The organism is Candidatus Saccharimonadales bacterium (assembly GCA_035945435.1).
Lineage (GTDB): Bacteria > Patescibacteriota > Saccharimonadia > Saccharimonadales > DASZAF01 > DASZAF01.
The window spans coordinates 40673-58140 of sequence record DASZAF010000026.1 but is presented as its reverse complement, the minus strand read 5'-3'; the positions used below and the strand labels follow the sequence as shown (position 1 = coordinate 58140).

20 protein-coding genes and 1 rRNA gene are annotated in these 17468 nt (G+C 49.8%); 5 read left to right on the top strand and 16 right to left on the bottom strand.

Going from position 1 to position 17468, the window contains the following annotated elements:
• The 9 genes from VGS28_03950 to VGS28_03910 form a co-directional block, all read right to left on the bottom strand.
• Positions 1–303: cell division protein FtsZ (locus VGS28_03950; protein ID HEV2412922.1), on the bottom strand; the 303-nt coding region annotated here is incomplete at its 3' end.
• Positions 304–413: 110 nt separating this feature from the next.
• Positions 414–1655: a cell division protein FtsA gene (gene ftsA, locus VGS28_03945; GenBank protein HEV2412921.1), complete on the bottom strand. Its 1242-nt coding sequence runs from the start codon at positions 1653–1655 to the stop codon at positions 414–416.
• Between the two features lie 49 nt (positions 1656–1704).
• Positions 1705–2442: a type I methionyl aminopeptidase gene (gene map / locus VGS28_03940; GenBank protein ID HEV2412920.1), complete on the bottom strand. Its 738-nt coding sequence runs from the start codon at positions 2440–2442 to the stop codon at positions 1705–1707.
• Positions 2439–2987 (bottom strand): nucleoside monophosphate kinase, encoded by a 549-nt coding sequence (locus VGS28_03935; GenBank protein ID HEV2412919.1) that lies wholly within the window; start codon positions 2985–2987, stop codon positions 2439–2441. Before VGS28_03935 ends, map begins: the two co-directional genes overlap by 4 nt.
• Positions 2988–3000: 13 nt before the next feature.
• The gene (locus VGS28_03930; protein ID HEV2412918.1) at positions 3001–3444 is read right to left on the bottom strand and encodes a GatB/YqeY domain-containing protein; all 444 of its coding nucleotides are present in this window, start codon (positions 3442–3444) and stop codon (positions 3001–3003) included.
• Positions 3445–3447: 3 nt separating this feature from the next.
• Positions 3448–3663, bottom strand: coding sequence for a 30S ribosomal protein S21 (locus VGS28_03925; GenBank protein ID HEV2412917.1), 216 nt, complete (start codon positions 3661–3663; stop codon positions 3448–3450).
• A gap of 39 nt (positions 3664–3702) precedes the next feature.
• On the bottom strand, positions 3703–5343 hold the full coding sequence (gene recJ, locus VGS28_03920) for a single-stranded-DNA-specific exonuclease RecJ (GenBank protein HEV2412916.1): 1641 nt from the start codon (positions 5341–5343) through the stop codon (positions 3703–3705).
• Between the two features lie 13 nt (positions 5344–5356).
• A complete protein-coding gene (locus tag VGS28_03915) occupies positions 5357–5644 on the bottom strand; it encodes a winged helix-turn-helix domain-containing protein (protein ID HEV2412915.1) in 288 nt (95 codons plus the stop codon).
• 88 nt (positions 5645–5732) lie between these two features.
• Entirely contained in the window at positions 5733–6386 is a 654-nt protein-coding gene (locus tag VGS28_03910) for a phosphoribosyltransferase family protein (GenBank protein HEV2412914.1), read from the bottom strand.
• Positions 6387–6429: 43 nt separating this feature from the next.
• On the opposite strand from VGS28_03910, the gene priA reads away from it, so the two are divergent.
• The 3 genes from priA to fmt are packed head-to-tail and all read left to right on the top strand — an operon-like array spanning position 6430 to position 9879.
• Complete coding sequence (gene priA, locus VGS28_03905; GenBank protein HEV2412913.1) at positions 6430–8361, top strand: primosomal protein N'; 1932 nt, start codon at positions 6430–6432, stop codon at positions 8359–8361.
• A 41-nt stretch (positions 8362–8402) separates the two neighbouring features.
• On the top strand, positions 8403–8975 hold the full coding sequence (gene def / locus VGS28_03900; protein ID HEV2412912.1) for a peptide deformylase: 573 nt from the start codon (positions 8403–8405) through the stop codon (positions 8973–8975).
• A complete protein-coding gene (gene fmt / locus VGS28_03895) occupies positions 8914–9879 on the top strand; it encodes a methionyl-tRNA formyltransferase (protein HEV2412911.1) in 966 nt (321 codons plus the stop codon). The genes def and fmt overlap by 62 nt, the downstream gene beginning before the upstream one ends.
• 63 nt (positions 9880–9942) lie before the next feature.
• Here the strand turns inward: fmt and VGS28_03890 are convergent, their stop codons facing one another.
• The 5 genes from VGS28_03890 to VGS28_03870 form a co-directional block, all read right to left on the bottom strand.
• Positions 9943–10260, bottom strand: coding sequence for a DUF5663 domain-containing protein (locus VGS28_03890; GenBank protein ID HEV2412910.1), 318 nt, complete (start codon positions 10258–10260; stop codon positions 9943–9945).
• Positions 10261–10348: 88 nt separating this feature from the next.
• Complete coding sequence (locus VGS28_03885; protein ID HEV2412909.1) at positions 10349–11878, bottom strand: hypothetical protein; 1530 nt, start codon at positions 11876–11878, stop codon at positions 10349–10351.
• 183 nt (positions 11879–12061) lie between these two features.
• The gene (gene infB / locus VGS28_03880; GenBank protein ID HEV2412908.1) at positions 12062–13834 is read right to left on the bottom strand and encodes a translation initiation factor IF-2; all 1773 of its coding nucleotides are present in this window, start codon (positions 13832–13834) and stop codon (positions 12062–12064) included.
• 57 nt (positions 13835–13891) lie between these two features.
• Positions 13892–14938 carry a S1 RNA-binding domain-containing protein gene (locus VGS28_03875; protein ID HEV2412907.1) on the bottom strand — a complete coding sequence of 349 codons (1047 nt, stop codon included), beginning with the start codon at positions 14936–14938 and terminating at the stop codon, positions 13892–13894.
• Between the two features lie 142 nt (positions 14939–15080).
• Complete coding sequence (locus VGS28_03870) at positions 15081–15503, bottom strand: hypothetical protein (GenBank protein ID HEV2412906.1); 423 nt, start codon at positions 15501–15503, stop codon at positions 15081–15083.
• 147 nt (positions 15504–15650) lie between these two features.
• Between VGS28_03870 and VGS28_03865 the strand changes: the two genes are divergently transcribed.
• Both VGS28_03865 and VGS28_03860 read left to right on the top strand, forming a co-directional pair.
• Complete coding sequence (locus VGS28_03865) at positions 15651–16481, top strand: ROK family protein (GenBank protein ID HEV2412905.1); 831 nt, start codon at positions 15651–15653, stop codon at positions 16479–16481.
• Positions 16435–16902: a hypothetical protein gene (locus VGS28_03860; GenBank protein ID HEV2412904.1), complete on the top strand. Its 468-nt coding sequence runs from the start codon at positions 16435–16437 to the stop codon at positions 16900–16902. The genes VGS28_03865 and VGS28_03860 overlap by 47 nt, the downstream gene beginning before the upstream one ends.
• Positions 16903–16914: 12 nt before the next feature.
• On the opposite strand, the gene VGS28_03855 is transcribed toward VGS28_03860, so the two are convergent.
• Both VGS28_03855 and rrf read right to left on the bottom strand, forming a co-directional pair.
• Positions 16915–17118 carry a hypothetical protein gene (locus VGS28_03855; GenBank protein ID HEV2412903.1) on the bottom strand — a complete coding sequence of 68 codons (204 nt, stop codon included), beginning with the start codon at positions 17116–17118 and terminating at the stop codon, positions 16915–16917.
• Between the two features lie 157 nt (positions 17119–17275).
• Positions 17276–17384: ribosomal RNA gene (rrf, locus tag VGS28_03850) — 5S ribosomal RNA — on the bottom strand.
• Between the last annotated feature and the right edge of the window lie 84 nt (positions 17385–17468).

Sequence of the window (17468 nt, the reverse complement as noted above, 5' to 3'; positions counted from 1 at the left end):
GAAGACCATATCGGCACCTTCAAGGGCAGATTTAATCTCATCTCGTGATTCTTCAGCTGCTTTCTGGCCAACCGATGGATCTGAACCCGAACCGAGTCCACGAGTCGTCTCTTTACCGATATGAATCTTAGTATCTGCGTTGGAGTTATACAGAGCTTGAGCGTCTGTATTTATAGCAATGAACTCGACGCCTTTCATGCCCGACTCTTTCATACGGTTTACGGCCGCTCCACCTGCGCCACCGACACCCGCAACTTTTATCGATGCGAATGTTTGGATAGTAGTTGGTTTTACTTCGGGCATTACTCTCGAACCCTCCAGCTTATTCTGAAGTCACTATAGCATGTTTACTCAGCACGTATCAATGTGGTGTTCGCCAATTTTTGGCCAGAATTTGGCTGTACCAAATTTAGCTACGACTTAAATTTTCCAAGCACACCTTTGACGTTCTTGAACAACTTATTAGCACGATCTGACGTCAGCGAGAAATTGAAGCCACCACCTGGTCCTTTGAGCGCGTTTTGTGGTCCTTGCAGGTCTTCTAACATTAGGCCGACGGCTGTAGCAAATTCTGGCGTTGAAACCTTGTCGACGAGACCCGAAATGTTCTGGGGGATACCAATGCGAGCTGGTAGATTGAGGGAGGCCTTAGCCTGTTCAACGATGCCTTTTAGATGAGCGCTTCCCCCCACCAGGACGATCCCACCGGGTAGTTTGCCTGACCTATTAATCCTCTTCAGTTCCTTGTCTACCATCTCAAAGATCTCATCTAACCGAGCCTCGATGATCTCCTCAATTTCTTCGGTGTCGAAGCTGTGCTGTTCCTTCTGATATTTGATGGTAGTCATCTTGGATTTTCCATCTTCATGGAGTTGCAGCTTGAGTTTTTCGGCTATATCGAGATCCGTCTTGAGGCCAATGGCAAGATCATTCGTAATGTTCATACCCCCGAGAGGCAGAATAGCTACGTGTTGCAGCTCACCTTCTTCGAAGACAGCTACATTGGTTGTTGCTCCGCCGATGTCAATGAGGGCGACCCCATTCTCGACAAGTTTCTCCGAGAGAACCGTATGAGAAGCTGCCAGGGCCGGCATAACCATGTGGTTAACCTGAGTATGGGTCATCTCCATCGCTTTTTGGAGATTCTTGATGTGCGGCGAAAGGGCGGTAATGACGTGGGCATCGACTTCAAGGCGAACACCGCTCATGCCGATCGGATCTTTGATATTCTCTTGTCCGTCTAACCGATATGAGCGAGGACTAACTTGTAAGATTTCTCGGTTAGGTGGTAGCTGAACAATAGCGGCTGCGTCTTCGGCTCGTCGAAGGTCTTGCTCGTTGATCTCGTGGTTCTGGACACCGACGGTAACCATACCTTTTGAGTTCATAGCTACAACGTGAGAACCGTTGACACTCACCGTAGCCGAATGTATCTCATAACCCGACATACGTTCAGAAGCTTCGAGAGCGGCGTCTATGGCCTGGGCAACACTGACAATGTTGTTGACCATACCTTTCCGCATACCAGCACCAGGCGCCACCCCAATAGCTATGACGTTTGGGGTTGGGTTACTTGGCTCAACAAGCCCAACAGCACAACGAACCGTCGTTGTACCTATATCTAATCCAACGGCATAGCGCCCTGATTCTTGCATATGCTAAAGTATAGCGCTTAGGTTGACGTCGTGGCAAGGGAGCCCGAGTCTAGGTCTTAGTCAGAATTTCTGAACCCTTTTTTGTCACTAAGACGGTGTGTTCAAACTGAGCAGCCAAGCTTCCATCTCTAGTGCGAAAGGTCCACTGGTCACGATCCAGAAAGACTTTATGAGTGCCAAGTGTCGCCATTGGCTCGATTGCAATGGTCATACCCTCCTTAAGAATGTCGCCAGTTCCAGCATCGCCATAGTTCGGAATAAACGGGTCTTCATGGACATAATGGCCGACTCCATGGCCCCCTAAATCTCGAACAATTCCATAACCATCTTTATCTAGCACAGCTTGAATAGCGGCTGAGATATCACCAATATGAGCGCCGTCTTTGACGGCAGCGATGCCAGCATAAAGCGACTTTTCGGTCATCTCGAGTAGCTTCATGGCCTTACCAGTGGATTCACCACCGACCGCCATTGTAAAAGCACTGTCAGTAATAAACCCATCATAGCCGACGCAGTAGTCAAAACCGACAAGATCACCTTTCTTAAAGGGGTTATCATCAGGGATACCGTGAACAATAGCATCGTTGATCGAGATGCAAATAACATCAGGGAAGCCTTCGTAACCAAGTAAGACCGTCTTGCCACCAAGTGCCTTCGTCTCACGGCGAACAAGGTCGGAGATGTCATGACCGGTACAACCCGGCTCAACAAAGTCACGAATCTCGCTAAAGACGCGGGCCAGAATCTGCCCACTCTTTCGCATCAGCTCAGCCTCGTGGGCATTCATTGCTTTTGCATACATCGCTTCAGTTCTTCGTTGATTACGTGATGGACCTCTTCAGGGCTACCAGAACCGTTTATTTCGACAACTGGTACGTGCCGAGACTTGAGATAGTCGATGATACTGCCGTTTCTACCCTCAAATTCATAGTAACGCTTCTCGACGACATCGCGCTCGTCATCAAAGCGACCGCGAACTTTTAAGCGGCGCTGTGATTCCTCGAGTGGCACATTCAGAATGATGGCAGCCTGAATCGATCGATTGTGGTCAGGCAATGCAGCCAGTAGCCATTCAGCCTGTTCAAGATCTCTTGGAAAGCCATCAATAATAACATGCTCAACGCTCTTTGATTTGTTAAGCGCCTCGATCAAAATCCGGTAGACAGTCTTGTAGTCGACGCCCTTGCCTTCTTGCATCTGGACGTTGGCCTCCTTGTCGTGAGCATCTCTCAGAAGCTGGCCGACGGATAGCCATCGCCAGTTATTGTGGGCAGCCAGTAGTTGCCCCTGCATACTCTTGCCAGCACCGGGTGGGCCAAAAAGTAGAATCATCTTTGTTTTCTCCTTACTGTGTCAGTTTTGCCTTGACCATTTGGGCAATGCGACCCCCATCAGCCTTACCTTCTGTCTCTGCACGCACCTGTTGGATAATCTTACCCATAGCCTGGGGGGTTAACTTACCTTGTGAAGCCACAATCTTGTCAACAACTGCTTGGAGTTCCTCATCGCTCATCTGCTCAGGAAGATATTCTTCTATAATCTTCTTTTCGGCTAGTTCGATGTCACGACGATCAGGAGCATTGCCTTTCTCGTAGAGATCAGCACTCTCCTGCCGCTTCTTGGCCTCTTTAGCCAGAACAGCCTGTACTTCCTCGTCAGTAAGTGGTTCTTTCTTATCGAGAGCAGCATACTGCAGAGTACTCTTAAGCATGCTAAGGACACTGCTCCGCTGCTTATCCTGGCTGAGGAGCGCCTGTTTCAGATCACTCTCAATACGTGCCTGAAGCATTATTTAGCGAATCCCAAGACGGGCTCGCTTAGCCTTATCGGCCTTGCGGGCACGGCGGAGAATAGCGTTACGTCGACGTTCAACCTTGCTTATCGGTTTGCTGTAGCGCTGGTTGGCTTTTGCGTGCGCAAGTACACCCGACTGTTGGACTTTGCGGTTAAACCGGCGGATCAGGTTTTCGAGTGCTTCCTTTTGATCTTTACGGGTCACTTGAATCATGGCTATATTCTATATCAACAGAGAGAAATCTGCAACAGATCAGGCTGGCATAATTTCCAGTAGTTGCACCTCGACTTTACGCCGGCCCATCCACTCGTTGATCATGAGATGAACAACGGCACTGATCGAGTCATTTTCTCTAGCTTTAGACTCACCCATCGAGAAGCCGATCCCGTCAAAAGGTTGACCCAAGCTATCGAGTAGACTTACCTTCAAATGTTGCCCGTCACTACCAACTCGTCTAAGCGAACGAATCGTCACTCCGTCTATCTTGAAGATTGGTTGTGGGTTACCGTGGCCAAATGGCTCGAGGTGAGCAAGCTGCTCCATGAATGACATGTCGAGTCCGTCAAAAGTTGGGCAACTCAGGTCGATCACCGGCTCCAAGTACTGCTCTTGATCGTGTAGCTTCAGACTATGGTAATAATCGTTAAGAGCTTTCCTAAAAGCCGGGATATTACCGACTTTCAGGGTTACACCTGCTGCATATTTATGACCGCCACCCTTTTCGAGAAGTGACATAGTCGAGTTGATTGCATCAACGGCGCTAAAGTCTCCGAATGAACGGGCCGAGCCTTTGGCCGTTTCACCAAGTTCCTGAAGAACAAAGGTTGGTTTCTTCGTCTTCTCCAAGATATTAGCGGCTACGATGCCGACAATGCCATGCGACCAATCACTATGTGATAGGAGTAGGACCGGGTCTTTCTCATAATCAGCCGCCTGGGCGGTAGCCTCTTTGTAGATCTTCTTCTGCATAGTCTGGCGCTCACGATTGGAACGATGCAGTTCGTTGGCTACCTCCTCGGCATGTCGCATATCTCTAGTCGTCAGTAGTTCCAGGCTGAGCATGGCCGTCTTGAGACGACCCGAGGCGTTAAGATGAGGACCTATGATAAAGCCAAGGCGACCTGAGTTAAGTTTATCGAGCTGGAGTCCAGTCACCTCAGCAAGTGCTTTAAGCCCAACTCGCCTACTCTTATGCAGGACTTGGATCCCCCAGAAAACGTTAGCCCTATTCTCATCAACCAGGCCGACTACATCGCAGACTGTACCCAGTGCAACGAGATCTAGCAACCACTTCTCCTGGCCAGGTTCTAGCCCTCTCATCTCGCTCTGCATGGCTCTCACTAACTTGAAAGCAACACCCACCCCGGCTAGGTCGCGAAACGGGTAGACATGATCGAGCCGCTTCGGGTTTATAACGGCTACAGCCGGTGGCATCACTTCGGCTACAGTGTGATGGTCAGTCACAATGACATCCATCTTCAAACTATTCGCCTTTTTGATTTCCTTGTCTGAGAGACTGCCACAGTCGACCGTGACCACCAATTTATAGCCATCCCCTGCCAGCTGTTCGATCGCTTTTTCAGACAAACCGTAACCCTCGATAAATCTGTTCGGAATAAACGTTGAGACATTGATCCCGAATGATTCGAACGCGTCTTTAAGAAGTGCCGTGGCCGTTAGCCCATCGACATCATAATCTCCATAGATAACGATTCGTTCACCCTTCTCTTGAGCTTTCTTCAGGCGATCGACTGCCGGTCGCATATCCGGGAGCAACCACGGGTCGTGATTAGCCCCATCGTAGTCAGGCTCAAGAAATAGTTCGCGAGCCTTTGCGTCTGTGAGGCCCCGTTTCTTAAGTAACTCTTCGAAGAGTGTATTCGAGTTACTCATAGCCAAGAGATCCTTACGGCTTCACTTTTGCTTGCTGATGACGCTGCGTCTTAAGAACAATGCTTTGTAGCTCTTTGAAGAAGAGAAACTGCTTATTGGTCGAGTAGATCTTGGTGTTTCCCTGCCTTTCGGAGTGCAGGAAACCAACCTTTTCGAGACGCTTAAGCTCGCGCTGAATGTTACCTGGGTCTTCTTTAATAAGTTTGGCGAGACCTCGAACGTGTGTCTTAAAAGCCGGATATTTGGCGTATACGACAACTATTTTTCGTCGGACTCTTGATGTGATGAATACGTCGAGCATTGTATATCTAATTATACCTCGCTTTTACAGCGCCTACTTTGAGTCATTGTACAGTCAACCCGCACGCTGCTCAAGCATAGCTTTGTTACTATTTCCAATTCAGGACACTCTGGCGTATCTTTGCCAGGATCTGTTTGTGATTGGGTAATTTATTGTTGTCATAGTAGTGATTGGTGTCGAGATAGTTATCGACGACGTTTAGACAGTGCAGTTCGTCTGCCAAAACGTGCATACGGTCGACGGCACCGACCGAAGCCAGCGGCGTGGCAATCACTAGCCTATGAAGACGGATTGGTTTGAGGAACTCGGCAGCCGCGTCGAGAGTAGCCCCAGTCTTTAAGCCGTCCGACACCAAGATTACATCGTGATCCTGAAGCATAGCTGGATCGACGGCCCCACCGTCGGTAACAAGACGATTTAGTTTCTGGAAGACTCGCAGCTTTTCTTCTTCGATGTAGTTGAAGAACTCGGTCTTATACTCATCCATCTCACCTTCGCTGATCTCAGAGTTTTCGGCATAGCCACCGTCTTGGTTAACGGTACCAACATACTGGTGCTCGCCGGGTATCTCGACTTGCTCCGCCAGTAGCATCGCCAGAGTGGCATGTAGATAGTGAGCAATCGGCTCAGCGACTAAGACTGCTCCATCTGTCAGCGCAACAACGACACAATTTTTATAACGGTAATCCTGCAGTTCCTCGGTGAGGGCTTCACCCGCCTGCGCGCGATTCGTAAAGTACATACGCTTATAGTGTAACAAAAATAGCCGTATAATAGAGGCAGCAATGTATTTTTACCAAGTCGCTGTCGCCTCACTCGCTCATAGCAAGACCGCCATCTTCACCTACCATAGCAATGAAAAGTTAAAGACCGGAACGATTGTCCACGTGCCCCTTGGGAAGAAGTGGGCAAATGGCTTTACGTTAGGCGAAGTCGATAAGCCACCGTTTGAGACCAGACCACTCGAGGTTCTCTACGGGGGCACTATTCTGCCAAAGGAACTGATTAGTTTAAGCCTCTGGTTGCGGGATTACTACATCGCTCACATCGGCACCGTTATCCAAACCGTCTTGCCGTCCGGCATCCACAAGAAACGACGAGGCTCGAAAGCACGGCAGCTTGTCGTGAAGCGGCCGAAGCAAAAGATTGAAGCCACAGACTCCCAGAAGCACGCGATAAAAATTATCAACAACACCATGGAAGGTGCATATCTTCTCAGAGGAGTGCCCGGATCAGGCAAGACACACGTCTACATCGAAGCCGCAAAGCATGTCATCGAAGAGGGGCGCTCGGTAATCATTCTCATACCCGAGATCGCCTTGACCAGCCAGCTCATCGCCGACTTCTCTCTCTATTTTGAGAACGTTCACGTAACCCACTCTTCAATGACGGAGGCCGAGCGACATCAAACCTGGGAAACATTACTTCTATCAGACAAGCCAGCAGTAGTGATCGGACCTCGTTCAGCCCTCTTCAGCCCGCTTAAGAACGTCGGTTTGGTGGTCGTGGACGAATGTCATGAACCCTCATTTAAGCAGGACCGTTCGCCGCGATATAACGCGCTCTATGCGGCTAGCGTGTTAACTAGACTACACCAAGCAAAACTGATCATGGGCAGTGCGACCCCGAATGTCACCGAGCTCTATCTGGCCCAGCAGAAGAAACTAAAGTTGCTGGAACTACCCGAGGCCATCTTCAGGCACCAGGATAACGAGATACTGATCATCAACCACCACGATAAAGACGCCTTTACCAAGCATCGCTTTCTATCGAACCAGCTCCTGGCTGCCATTGAGACCTCGCTCCAGAAAAAACAGCAGGTCCTACTCTTTCATAACCGACGTGGGACTGCTCCGGTCGTTATCTGCGAAGAGTGTGGCTGGCGAGCAGAGTGTCCGGTCTGTCATCTTCCGTTGACGTTCCATGCAGACTCATCGGAACTTAAGTGCCACTCGTGCAACTATCGGCAACCCCTCACCTATACCTGTCCCATCTGTCATCACCCGACCATCATCTTCAGGGGCATCGGCACCAAACTGATCACCCAAGAAATCAGTCGTCTATTCCCGAAAGCTAAAGTCGCCCGCTTTGATACCGATAACACCGACGACGAGAAGCTACACATCCGCTATCAGGAACTCTACGATAACAAGATCGACATCCTGGTCGGTACCCAAGTAGTAGCCAAGGGGCTTGATCTTCCCAAGATCACAACGGTTGGCGTCGTCCAAGCTGACGCCGGTCTCCACCTGCCAGACTATTCTGCAAGCGAGCGGACTTTCCAACTGCTCTACCAAGTTAGTGGTCGAACCGGTCGAAGCAAAGAACGTGGCACCGTTATCTTTCAAACCTATCTGCCCGATCACCCCATCATTCTTTGGGCGGCCGAGCGCAATGTCGAAGCTTTCACCGAGGCAGAGCTAACCAACCGCCAGAAAACTCGCTACCCCCCCTTCCGCTACCTACTCAAGCTCAACTTTGGGGCAAAGACCGAGGCAACTACCATCCGCACAATGGGTAAGACTGCCGACGATATTCGTACTCGTTTCCCTGACGTCGAAGTTTTGGGCCCAAGTCCTTCATTTTACGAGTATACAGGGGGTCAGTATAACTGGCAGCTAATCATAAAGAGTAAATCTCGTCAGGTTCTGCAGAAGATTGCTGGCGACTTGCCGACCACCTGGCAAATCGACATTGACCCCATCACTCTTCTCTAGTGACTCCCCAAAATAGGGATGTTCATCTATACTTAGCGCAGATGAAAACCCGTCACCACATCATTGCATTACCTAATCCGCATCTCCGCAAGTCTTCGAAAACGATCGAAAAGGTCACGCCCACGATTAAGAAACTGATCGCCGATATGGAATCGGCCACGCTTGATTGGGAAGATAGCCGACCTCATGAAGTTGGCGTTGCCTTGGCGGCCGTGCAGATCGACGAACTTGAGCGAGTTGTCATTATCCGAAATGACTTCGACAACAAGAAGGACCGCACCTTCTCAATACTTATCAACCCGAAAATCGTTAAGGCTTGGGGTAACATCACCTACGACTACGAAGGTTGCCTCAGCGTCAAAGACATTTACGGTTTCGTGCCGAGATATAACAAGGTTAAAGTGAAAGCTATGTCAGTCAAAGGTACTGAAGTAAGTCTGACTGCTGAAGGGTTTCTGGCTAGGATCTTGCAGCACGAGATCGACCACACTAACGGTATTATGTTTATAGACTACATTAAAGATAAGGATGCCTTTTACAGGTTGAATGAAGATGGTAAGCTCGCCAAGCTCGAACCCAAAGATATCAACGCCGCTCGTCTATTTCGGGACTGACGAATTAAGCCCGATAATTCTCAGTCAGCTGATCGAAGGCAGCTGGAATATTAAGGCTGTTGTCACCAAACCGGATGCCCCCAAGGGACGTACCCTCGAGATGTCTGAACCGGCGGTTAAGCAAATCGCAAAAGCCCACAACATTAAGGTTTTTCAGCCCGAAAAGCTACGTGACATCGAACCAGAACTAAAGGATCTACAAGCTCCAATCGGAGTTCTGGTCGCGTACGGAAAGATAATCCCTGAGTCTATTCTCAACCTCTTTCCGTATGGCATCATCAATGTTCACCCCTCCCTACTCCCCAAGTACAGAGGATCAAGCCCGATCGAACAGGCACTTCTGCACGGAGATTCAGAAACGGGTGTCACCATCATTCGGCTCATAAAAGAGATGGATGCCGGGCCAATCTACGCGACTGAGAAGTTCAAGTTGAGTGATGAAGACACCCAGCAGAACGTCTACCCGAGAATCGGCAAAGTCGGTGGCGAACTGCTCATCAAGACACTGCCGCGTATTCTGAGTGGCGAACTAGAGCCGTCTGAGCAAGATGAGAAAAGTGTCTCGTTAGCCCCGCTTATCAACAAACAGGATAGCCACATCGATTGGGCTAACGAGACAGCTGATGAGATTGCTCGAAAGGTACGTGCTTTCAACCGATGGCCACAATCCCGAGCCACCATCACTCTTCCCGAAGACCAATCTTTAGATGTAGTCATCACTTTAGCGAAGACACATAAGGGGACGGCTACGAGGAACTCATCTCCTGGCAGAGTTAGCTACTCAGATAAGCGCTTGCTTATCGAAGCTAAAGACGGTTTCGTTGAGATCCTTTCACTTAAGGTTCCGGGCAAGAAAGAGATTAGTGGGCAAGAGTTCGCAGCCGGCTACATTCCTAAAGTATGAGCATCAATAATAAAACCCCGGCTTCCGTAGTAGCCGGGGTTTTGGTGACCTCGCTGACTCGATCTACTCGGCAGGAGCAGCGCCAAGGATCTTATCTTTGTTTGCGCGAAGTTCGGTGGCCAGTTTCTCAAGCTCTTGCTGGACAACTTCCTTGTAATCTGGGCAGTTAGTCTCCAGCCAAGTAAAGGCAGCTTCCTCGTCACCTCGGTTGGTGATCTCTTCAAATTCTGCGAGCTGGGCGTCAGTCAGGTTCTCTGAGAGGCGCATGCCTACGCGAAGTTCAAGCTCACTGTAGAGGTGCTGGAGCAGTGATTGGGCGTCATCAGTGCTCAGTCCGGTAATACCTTGCTGGCTAAGCCATTTCTCGTCGAGTTGTATCATGATCTAAAGTTCCTTTTGTTGTATATATCTTTATTTAGTCTACACCATTATTGGCCGGCGAGAGGCCATTCTAGTCATGCTGAGCGCTTTACGGATGGCGTCGTGCGTGAGCATCTGCGGCGTGTCGAGCAGCTTCATCAACAGAGGCACCACCGTATGCACGCCGTAGGGCGCGTCGGCCAAGGCGGACGTGGCGGCGGCGAGCCTCAGGATTAACTCGTCTACCTTCTCCACCGAACATGACGCCGACAGCTTGGAGCATCTGGCGCTGTTCGTTGGTAAGCGCACCAGGATTGGCTCGGTAGACACCGAAAGCCTGGTTGAGTCTCCACGGGTCAGGAGTACTATCAAACTGACTCACGCGCTCGGCATCGGTCCTGAGACCGCCCCAGACGATTCGATCACGAACGTTCTCTTGCATGTACTCGAACCAGCGTTCAACAGTAGCGACTTCGGCATCGGTCAGACCAGATTCGGCTCGGCTCATTCGAGCCAGCCGTACGGCATCGACGAAGCTAAGCTGGTTGGCAGCTGCTTCAGTCGGGTTAGTGCTTCGTGAACGACGGTACATGGCAACAAGGTCAGCCCTATCGGTCGCGTCGGTCGGAGCATTAAAGAGACCAGCATCAATCTCGATTCGCGAACCAAGCGCATCATGGACTCCTGAGCGTCGAAGCTCAACCCTGGCTTGATCAGGAGTCATGTAGCCGGCGTGAACCATAGCCATGACCTCAGACTGGGTTAGTGGGTTGCCATCTGCCTTCTGGCGTCGTGCGTGAGCAAGCTTCTCGGTGTGCACTTCGATCATGCCGAAGTCCTGAGTACGACCAGCCTCTGCAGCTGCAGCAGCAGGATCACCCTCTGAGCTAGCGCCAATAAGAGCTTCACGGGCACGAGCGTTAACAGCCTGGCGTAGTACCATGCGGTGCTCTTCCTTTGCGTAGAGGCCGGTGCGAGTTCCATCAGCCTGTTCGATAGCATCAAAGCCTTGAATCTTAGCGCGTAGATCGTCTCTCTCTTGCCACAGTGTCTCTGCGTCAGCCATAAGAGTTGTGCGTCGGGTAACCTCTGCCTGATAAGCCTTGTAGCCAGCCTTACCCTTAGCAACTTTCTTGACCTTGCCAAAGCCGTGAGCACGACCACCTTCAACGACCTGATCGAGATCGTATCTAAGGTCAGTAATCTCAAGCTTAAGTGCGGCCATTCTGTCGCGGTCAGCAGCAGGGAAGCTGCCTGGGGCGGCTTTCTTAAGAGCTCTTAGTCGAGCAAGTTCAGCTTTCTTGTCCATCCAGCTACCGAATTCAGGTACCTGGCTGAATGGTGAAGCCTCGTATTTCTTACTTACCTTACGATACTTGTCAGCATCGTCAAGCATCTCACCGAAGATTGCATCTTTCTTAGCGGCTCGAGTTGCAAAGTCTTCGACGGCTCTCTCGCCAGTAGCGAGTGAAGCTGTGTAATAGGCCTGTGTAATACGTTCTGGGCGGCTTAAGACTCGGCGCATAGCTGCTCGTGCTAGCAGTCGAGCTGGATGGTTCTCGTCAGTGCGGTATGATTCGTACCGACCTGCATGAGGCATAGCCTCGTCGCCAAGCTGTTCTAGTGATGGTCTTGCCATTGTTGTAGGTGCTCCTTATGAAGAAATTGATTTATTTTATTTTTATTTTGTAAACATACATATTAATAGCAAATTATTGCGCTAATGTCAATATGTATTTCGCTTTAGCTTTATGAATACCGCGATATATTCGCGATACCTTTATATATAGCGATTAGATCATGTATGAGATCAACTGTTGGCTTACAGGGTCCGAGTCTGCATCTCACGCTTGAAGAACTCGATACGATCCCCTTCTTGAATAAGCAGCTTGCCGTGTGTCTTAAGCTGCAGACCGCACATCTCGCCTTCAAAGACCTCTTTGGCTTCTTGCATCTGTCGTTGGACACTAACGACATCTACTTCGGCAATCTGCTCTTTATCACGCAGGACTCTACCCAAAACGCCAGGTTCTGCTTTGCCCTTGGTAACTTCTCCGCCGCATATAATAGTATCTTTGGTGCTGCGAAAGACCCCTCTCACAATAAGACTACCCACCTCTGTTTCGACGACCTTTGGCGCCAGGAGAGCCGTCATAACTTCCTTAACGTCATCGAGTAGCTCATAGATAACTTTAAAGACCCTGATTGAGACACCCTCTCTGGCCGCCAAACGCTTGATATTGCTAGAGACTTCTATATTAAAGCCGTAGATGACAGCTTCACTGCCTGAAGCCAGTCGGACATCGTTCTCAGAGATATTACCAACTCCTGAGCCGATTACCCTGACTTCAACCTCTTTTGTGTTAACCATCTGGAGGCTATCAACTAGCGAGGTTAAAGAACCCTGGACATCTGCCTTGAGTACGACGTTTAGGAAGCTGACCTCTGCTTTCTTACTGATCATCTGTAGTAACTGAGCACTGGTCACATTCATATTAGCGCTATTACCGCTGCCTGCTCGTTGAGCGGTCTCAGCCTGAAACTTGGCATCTTTTTCGCTCTTAACGGCTGAGAAGTGGTCACCAAAACCAGGCATCTCCTTAAAGCCAGTTATAACGACAGGGGTAGAAGGGCCAGCATCTTTAATAGCATCACCTCTATAGTCACCGAGGGTTCGTATCTTACCATAGACCTTACCGGCCACTACATACTGACCAGGGCTCAGATGCCCGTGCTCGACCAAGAGAGAGGCCACCGGGCCACGCCCCAGTTCCATATGCGATTCAATAACTAGCCCTTCGGCTGGAACATCAACTTCAGCTTTTAGTTCATCAATGTCAGCAACCAGCAGAACCATATCGAGAAGCTTATCAATGTTCTCCTTGGTCTTAGCTGACACCTCCACCATGACAGTGTCGCCGCCCCACTCCTCTGGCATTAACTGCTGCTCAGAGAGTTCTTGTTTGACCCGGTTCACATCAGCCCCAGGTTTATCTATCTTATTAATAGCCACGACGATATGAGCATTGGCCTGTCTCGCAAATTTAATAGCCTCGATGGTTTGGGGCTTTACTCCGTCATCAGCAGCTACCACTATCAAGGCGACATCTGTTAGAGCCGCTCCATGCTGTCTGAGAGCACTGAAAGCCTCGTGACCAGGCGTATCAAGGAATGTAACCACCCTGTCCTTATGAGTCGCCTGGTAGGCCGAGATATGCTGTGTAATTCCACCTGACTCTCCGCTGGCTACCTTAGTATCTAAGATGGCGTCAAGAAGAGACGTCTTGCCGTGGTCAACGTGGCCCATAACAGCGACGATAGGTGGCCGCGTAACCGCCTTATCGCTCAAGGTACGCTCTTTGCGGCTTTCTATAGCCTCTGGAACCGTCTCGTCCTTCTCCTGAAGCTCAATGTCCTCAAGACCAAGCTCATCCACTATAATCTGAGCCGTATCGAAGTCGATCTTTTGGTTAACAGTAGCCGCAATACCGTTCTTAAAGAGCTCGCCAATTAGACGAGTAACAGGGATATCGAGCTGTGCGGCAAGCTCGCCGACAGTGATCGTTGCAGAAATAACGACGATTTTCTGTGCCATCGATACAGCTCCTTCCTTGACGCCACCTCGCGCCCCTTATTTACCTATAGCTTAGGCCTATTTCTTCTTTAAGCCAAGCGATATCTTGCGGTTCTCTTTGTCAATCTCTAAGATCACAAACTGCTTCTTCTCGTTCAGCTTGAAGATCTTCTCTGGATCAACACCGTTACTGCCACCTTCTCCAAGCTCGGTAACATGCACGAGAGCTTCGACGGCCGGGCTCAGCTGGATAAAGGCACCGAACGGCGTAATCCGGGTGACAGTCCCTTCGACAGACTCGCCTTTCTTGAAGTTATCAACCTCTTTCAGCCAGGGATCTTCTTGGAGTTGTTTGATCGACAATGAAAGTCGATCCTTATCGATAGCGATAATCTTAGCCTTAATCTTCTCGCCTATCTTGACGTAGTCTGATGGGTTGTTGACTCGCTCCCAAGAGATCTCAGAGATATGGACCAATCCTTCTATGCCGTCGACGTTGACGAAGGCACCGAAGTCAACGACCCCAGTTACCGTTCCCTCAACTTCGTCACCAACCTTGAGTTGCTCGAAGCGCTCTTTCATGTCCTCACGGATAGCCTCCTTCTCTGAGAAGATAAGCTTGTTCTCCTTGCGGTTGGCGTCGAGGACACGAACCTTAAGTGGCTTGTTAACCAGAGAGTGCAGGCGCTGCAGGATCTCATCCTTGTCGGCACCGGCTACCCGGGGGTAGTGCTCGGCAGAGAGCTGACTGACTGGCAGAAAGCCGCGAATACCTTCGAGTTCTATCAAGAGACCACCTCTGTTGGCATCATAGGCCGATACCTCGATCGTCTCTCCCGCTTCACAGATGCGGACAATCTCATCCCAACCCCGATCCTTAACTGCCTTGCGAAGACTGAGGAGGGCGTAGCCATCCTCAAACTCAGGATCGATGATGCTAACGGCGATCTTCTCGCCTTCCTTGATGTCCCGTGCCAGGCCGATCTCCCGACGAGGGATCATTCCCACTCCGTTCACCCCGAGATCTACCCAGATCTCGTGCTTGCGTACCGTTAAGATGGTACCTTCGGTGACCTCACCAGGGACAAACTTCGGAGCTGTCTCCTCCTGAAGTAAGTCATCCATAGAGATGCGTTGCTTAACCATTAATAATATTGGCTCCTTTCGATGGTCGTACTTTGGGCACACCTTAACTACCAGATGCACACAATGTTGCTCTTATTTAAGCTTATTCGTCTCCGATTGTAAAGAGGTCACTACCTGTTGGCTACTGGTACTGACGTTGCTGGCGAAGGCGTTCTACCAAATAGACAGCTGTTCCGACGGCGAAGAAGCCGAGGACAGCACTTCCTACATTAAAGCCAGTCGTCGGCAAGATAGTCTGATTTGACTGAGCGCCAGTCTGAGGCTGTGATGAGGATGGAGCAGGCGTCGGAGTCGACTGTTTGGACGTCTGAGAGCTACTAGGAGCCTTTTGAGTAGGAGTTGACGACTTGGGCTGCGTCTTGGCTGTTCTCGTTGATGTTGTCGACTTAGGCGAAGTCTGCTGAGGAGTCTTTGTGCTTGTCGAGGCAACCTGTTTACTTGTCTTCGATGACGGCGTTATCGTCTTTGAGGTGTTCGTGTGGTGAAATTCTGTAAAGTAGACGACATTGGCAATGACGAGAGCAAGCAGGATCAATAACCCCAAACGAAGAACTATCGGATTTGTCCTATTAAGTAATCTTGAAATAAATTCACGCACTATAGTTGTCCCCCAGTCTAGATTTCATTTTAACTAATATAAGCGCCGAGCACAATGAATATCTAACTGGGTATATGCTACACTACCTTACATATGGTGATTGCTGTCGATACCGGAGGGACTAAGACTCTGGTCGCTCTCTTTAGCGACACGGGTGAGATTATCAAGTCCGAAAAAATTCCGACCAATCCCGACCTCGATACTTTCCTGAGCGAGCTAACATCATTCATCGAAGAGAAGTTTTGGAGTGACAAGGTTAAGCAGATTGTCATGGCCGTACCAGGGGTAGTTAATCTTGAGACCCAGGAAGTCTTTCGGTTTGGCAACCTCCCCTGGGAGAACGTGCCGTTCGGCCATCTTATGAGCCAGAAGTTTAACGTGCCGATTACCATTGAAAATGATGCTAAGGTGGCCGCTTTCTCAGAGGCACGACTACTTGAATCAGCGGCTCCACTTGTGCTCTACCTCACAATTGGTACTGGTATTGGTACCGGTCTTGTCTTCAAAGGCGAACCGGATCTCGCCCTTAACAGAAGTGAGGCTGGCAAGCTGATACTCTGGCACGATGGAAGTTATCAGGCATGGGAGGATATCGCTTCGGGTCGCGCTATCCTACGTGACTATAAGAAGTATGCTCATGACATCCACGAAGACGCTACCTGGAAAGAGATTGCCCACAAGCTATCTCTTGGTCTGCTGGCCATCATACCCACTTTTTACCCTGACGTTATCATCTTCGGTGGTAGCATCGGTGCATACTTCGAAAGCTATAGTCGTTATGTATCCGAGGAGGTGTCGTCTCACTTGGCCCCAATTGTTAAGATGCCACGGTTGTTAAAAGCTCATCATCCTGAAGAGGCAGTAATCTACGGTTGTTATGAAATTGCTACAAATAACCCCCACCCTCATTCACATTCAAGCTGACTACCCGAGCATAAAGTTCTCCGAAGGAGACGACTTTATGTGGAGCCCTAAAAAAGGGGTGGTCTATCTTGGAGATGAATCTGTTGACGAAGAAGGTGCCCATTTCCTTCTCCATGAAGTCAGCCACGCCATCCTTGGTCACAAAGACTACGGGCTAGATGTTGATCTCCTGAGAATGGAAACTGAGGCATGGGACAAGACGGCCGAGATAGCCCCAAGGTACGGCATCGATTATAACGATCGTTACGCCTTAGAGGCCGTCAGGACATATAAGGAGTGGCTCCACGCTCGAAGCCGCTGCCCACAATGCACCCGATTAGGTCTCCAGAAAGCCAAAAACACCTACAACTGCTTTAACTGCGGGTGTTCTTGGCGTGTACCGAGATCTACTGAATGTATGATTCGTCGATACGTCGTGTGAGAAGACTACTACTTACTCGGCGTTCTTGGTAGAACGTCGGCGGCTCTTCTTGCCACCTTTTGCACCAGCGATACGTGCTAGGTCGCGGTTCACAGCAAATCCCTTAAGACCCGTTGCTTTACCGCCCTTAGCGCCAATGCGAGCGTAGAAGTTGTCACCGTACTTTGCTTTGTTGGTAGCCGCTGCGCGGCGACCGCCTTTAACTGTTCCAGGCATATAACTCACCTCTTCTGTTACATGTTGCTTATGTAAATATTGTATCATTTAGTACAATATACGTCAACGTTTACATAAAGTTTAATAGATTTTGACGTATTGTTTTGCTTATTTACAGATAGATAAACCCCCTCGCGTTAACGAGGGGGCCTATATAAAACGGCACCGTGCTATCTTCCCACTTGCGTAGTATTATCGCCGCTGCTGGGCTTAACTTCCGTGTTCGGGATGGGAACGGGTGTTTCCCCAGCGCCATGGGCACCGAGTAAGCTCTATCTGCAGAGGTAGGGCCATCTCGATGTCCAGACATCGTTGCTTAAGACTCTGATAAGGTAAAGGTCTGTAACTCC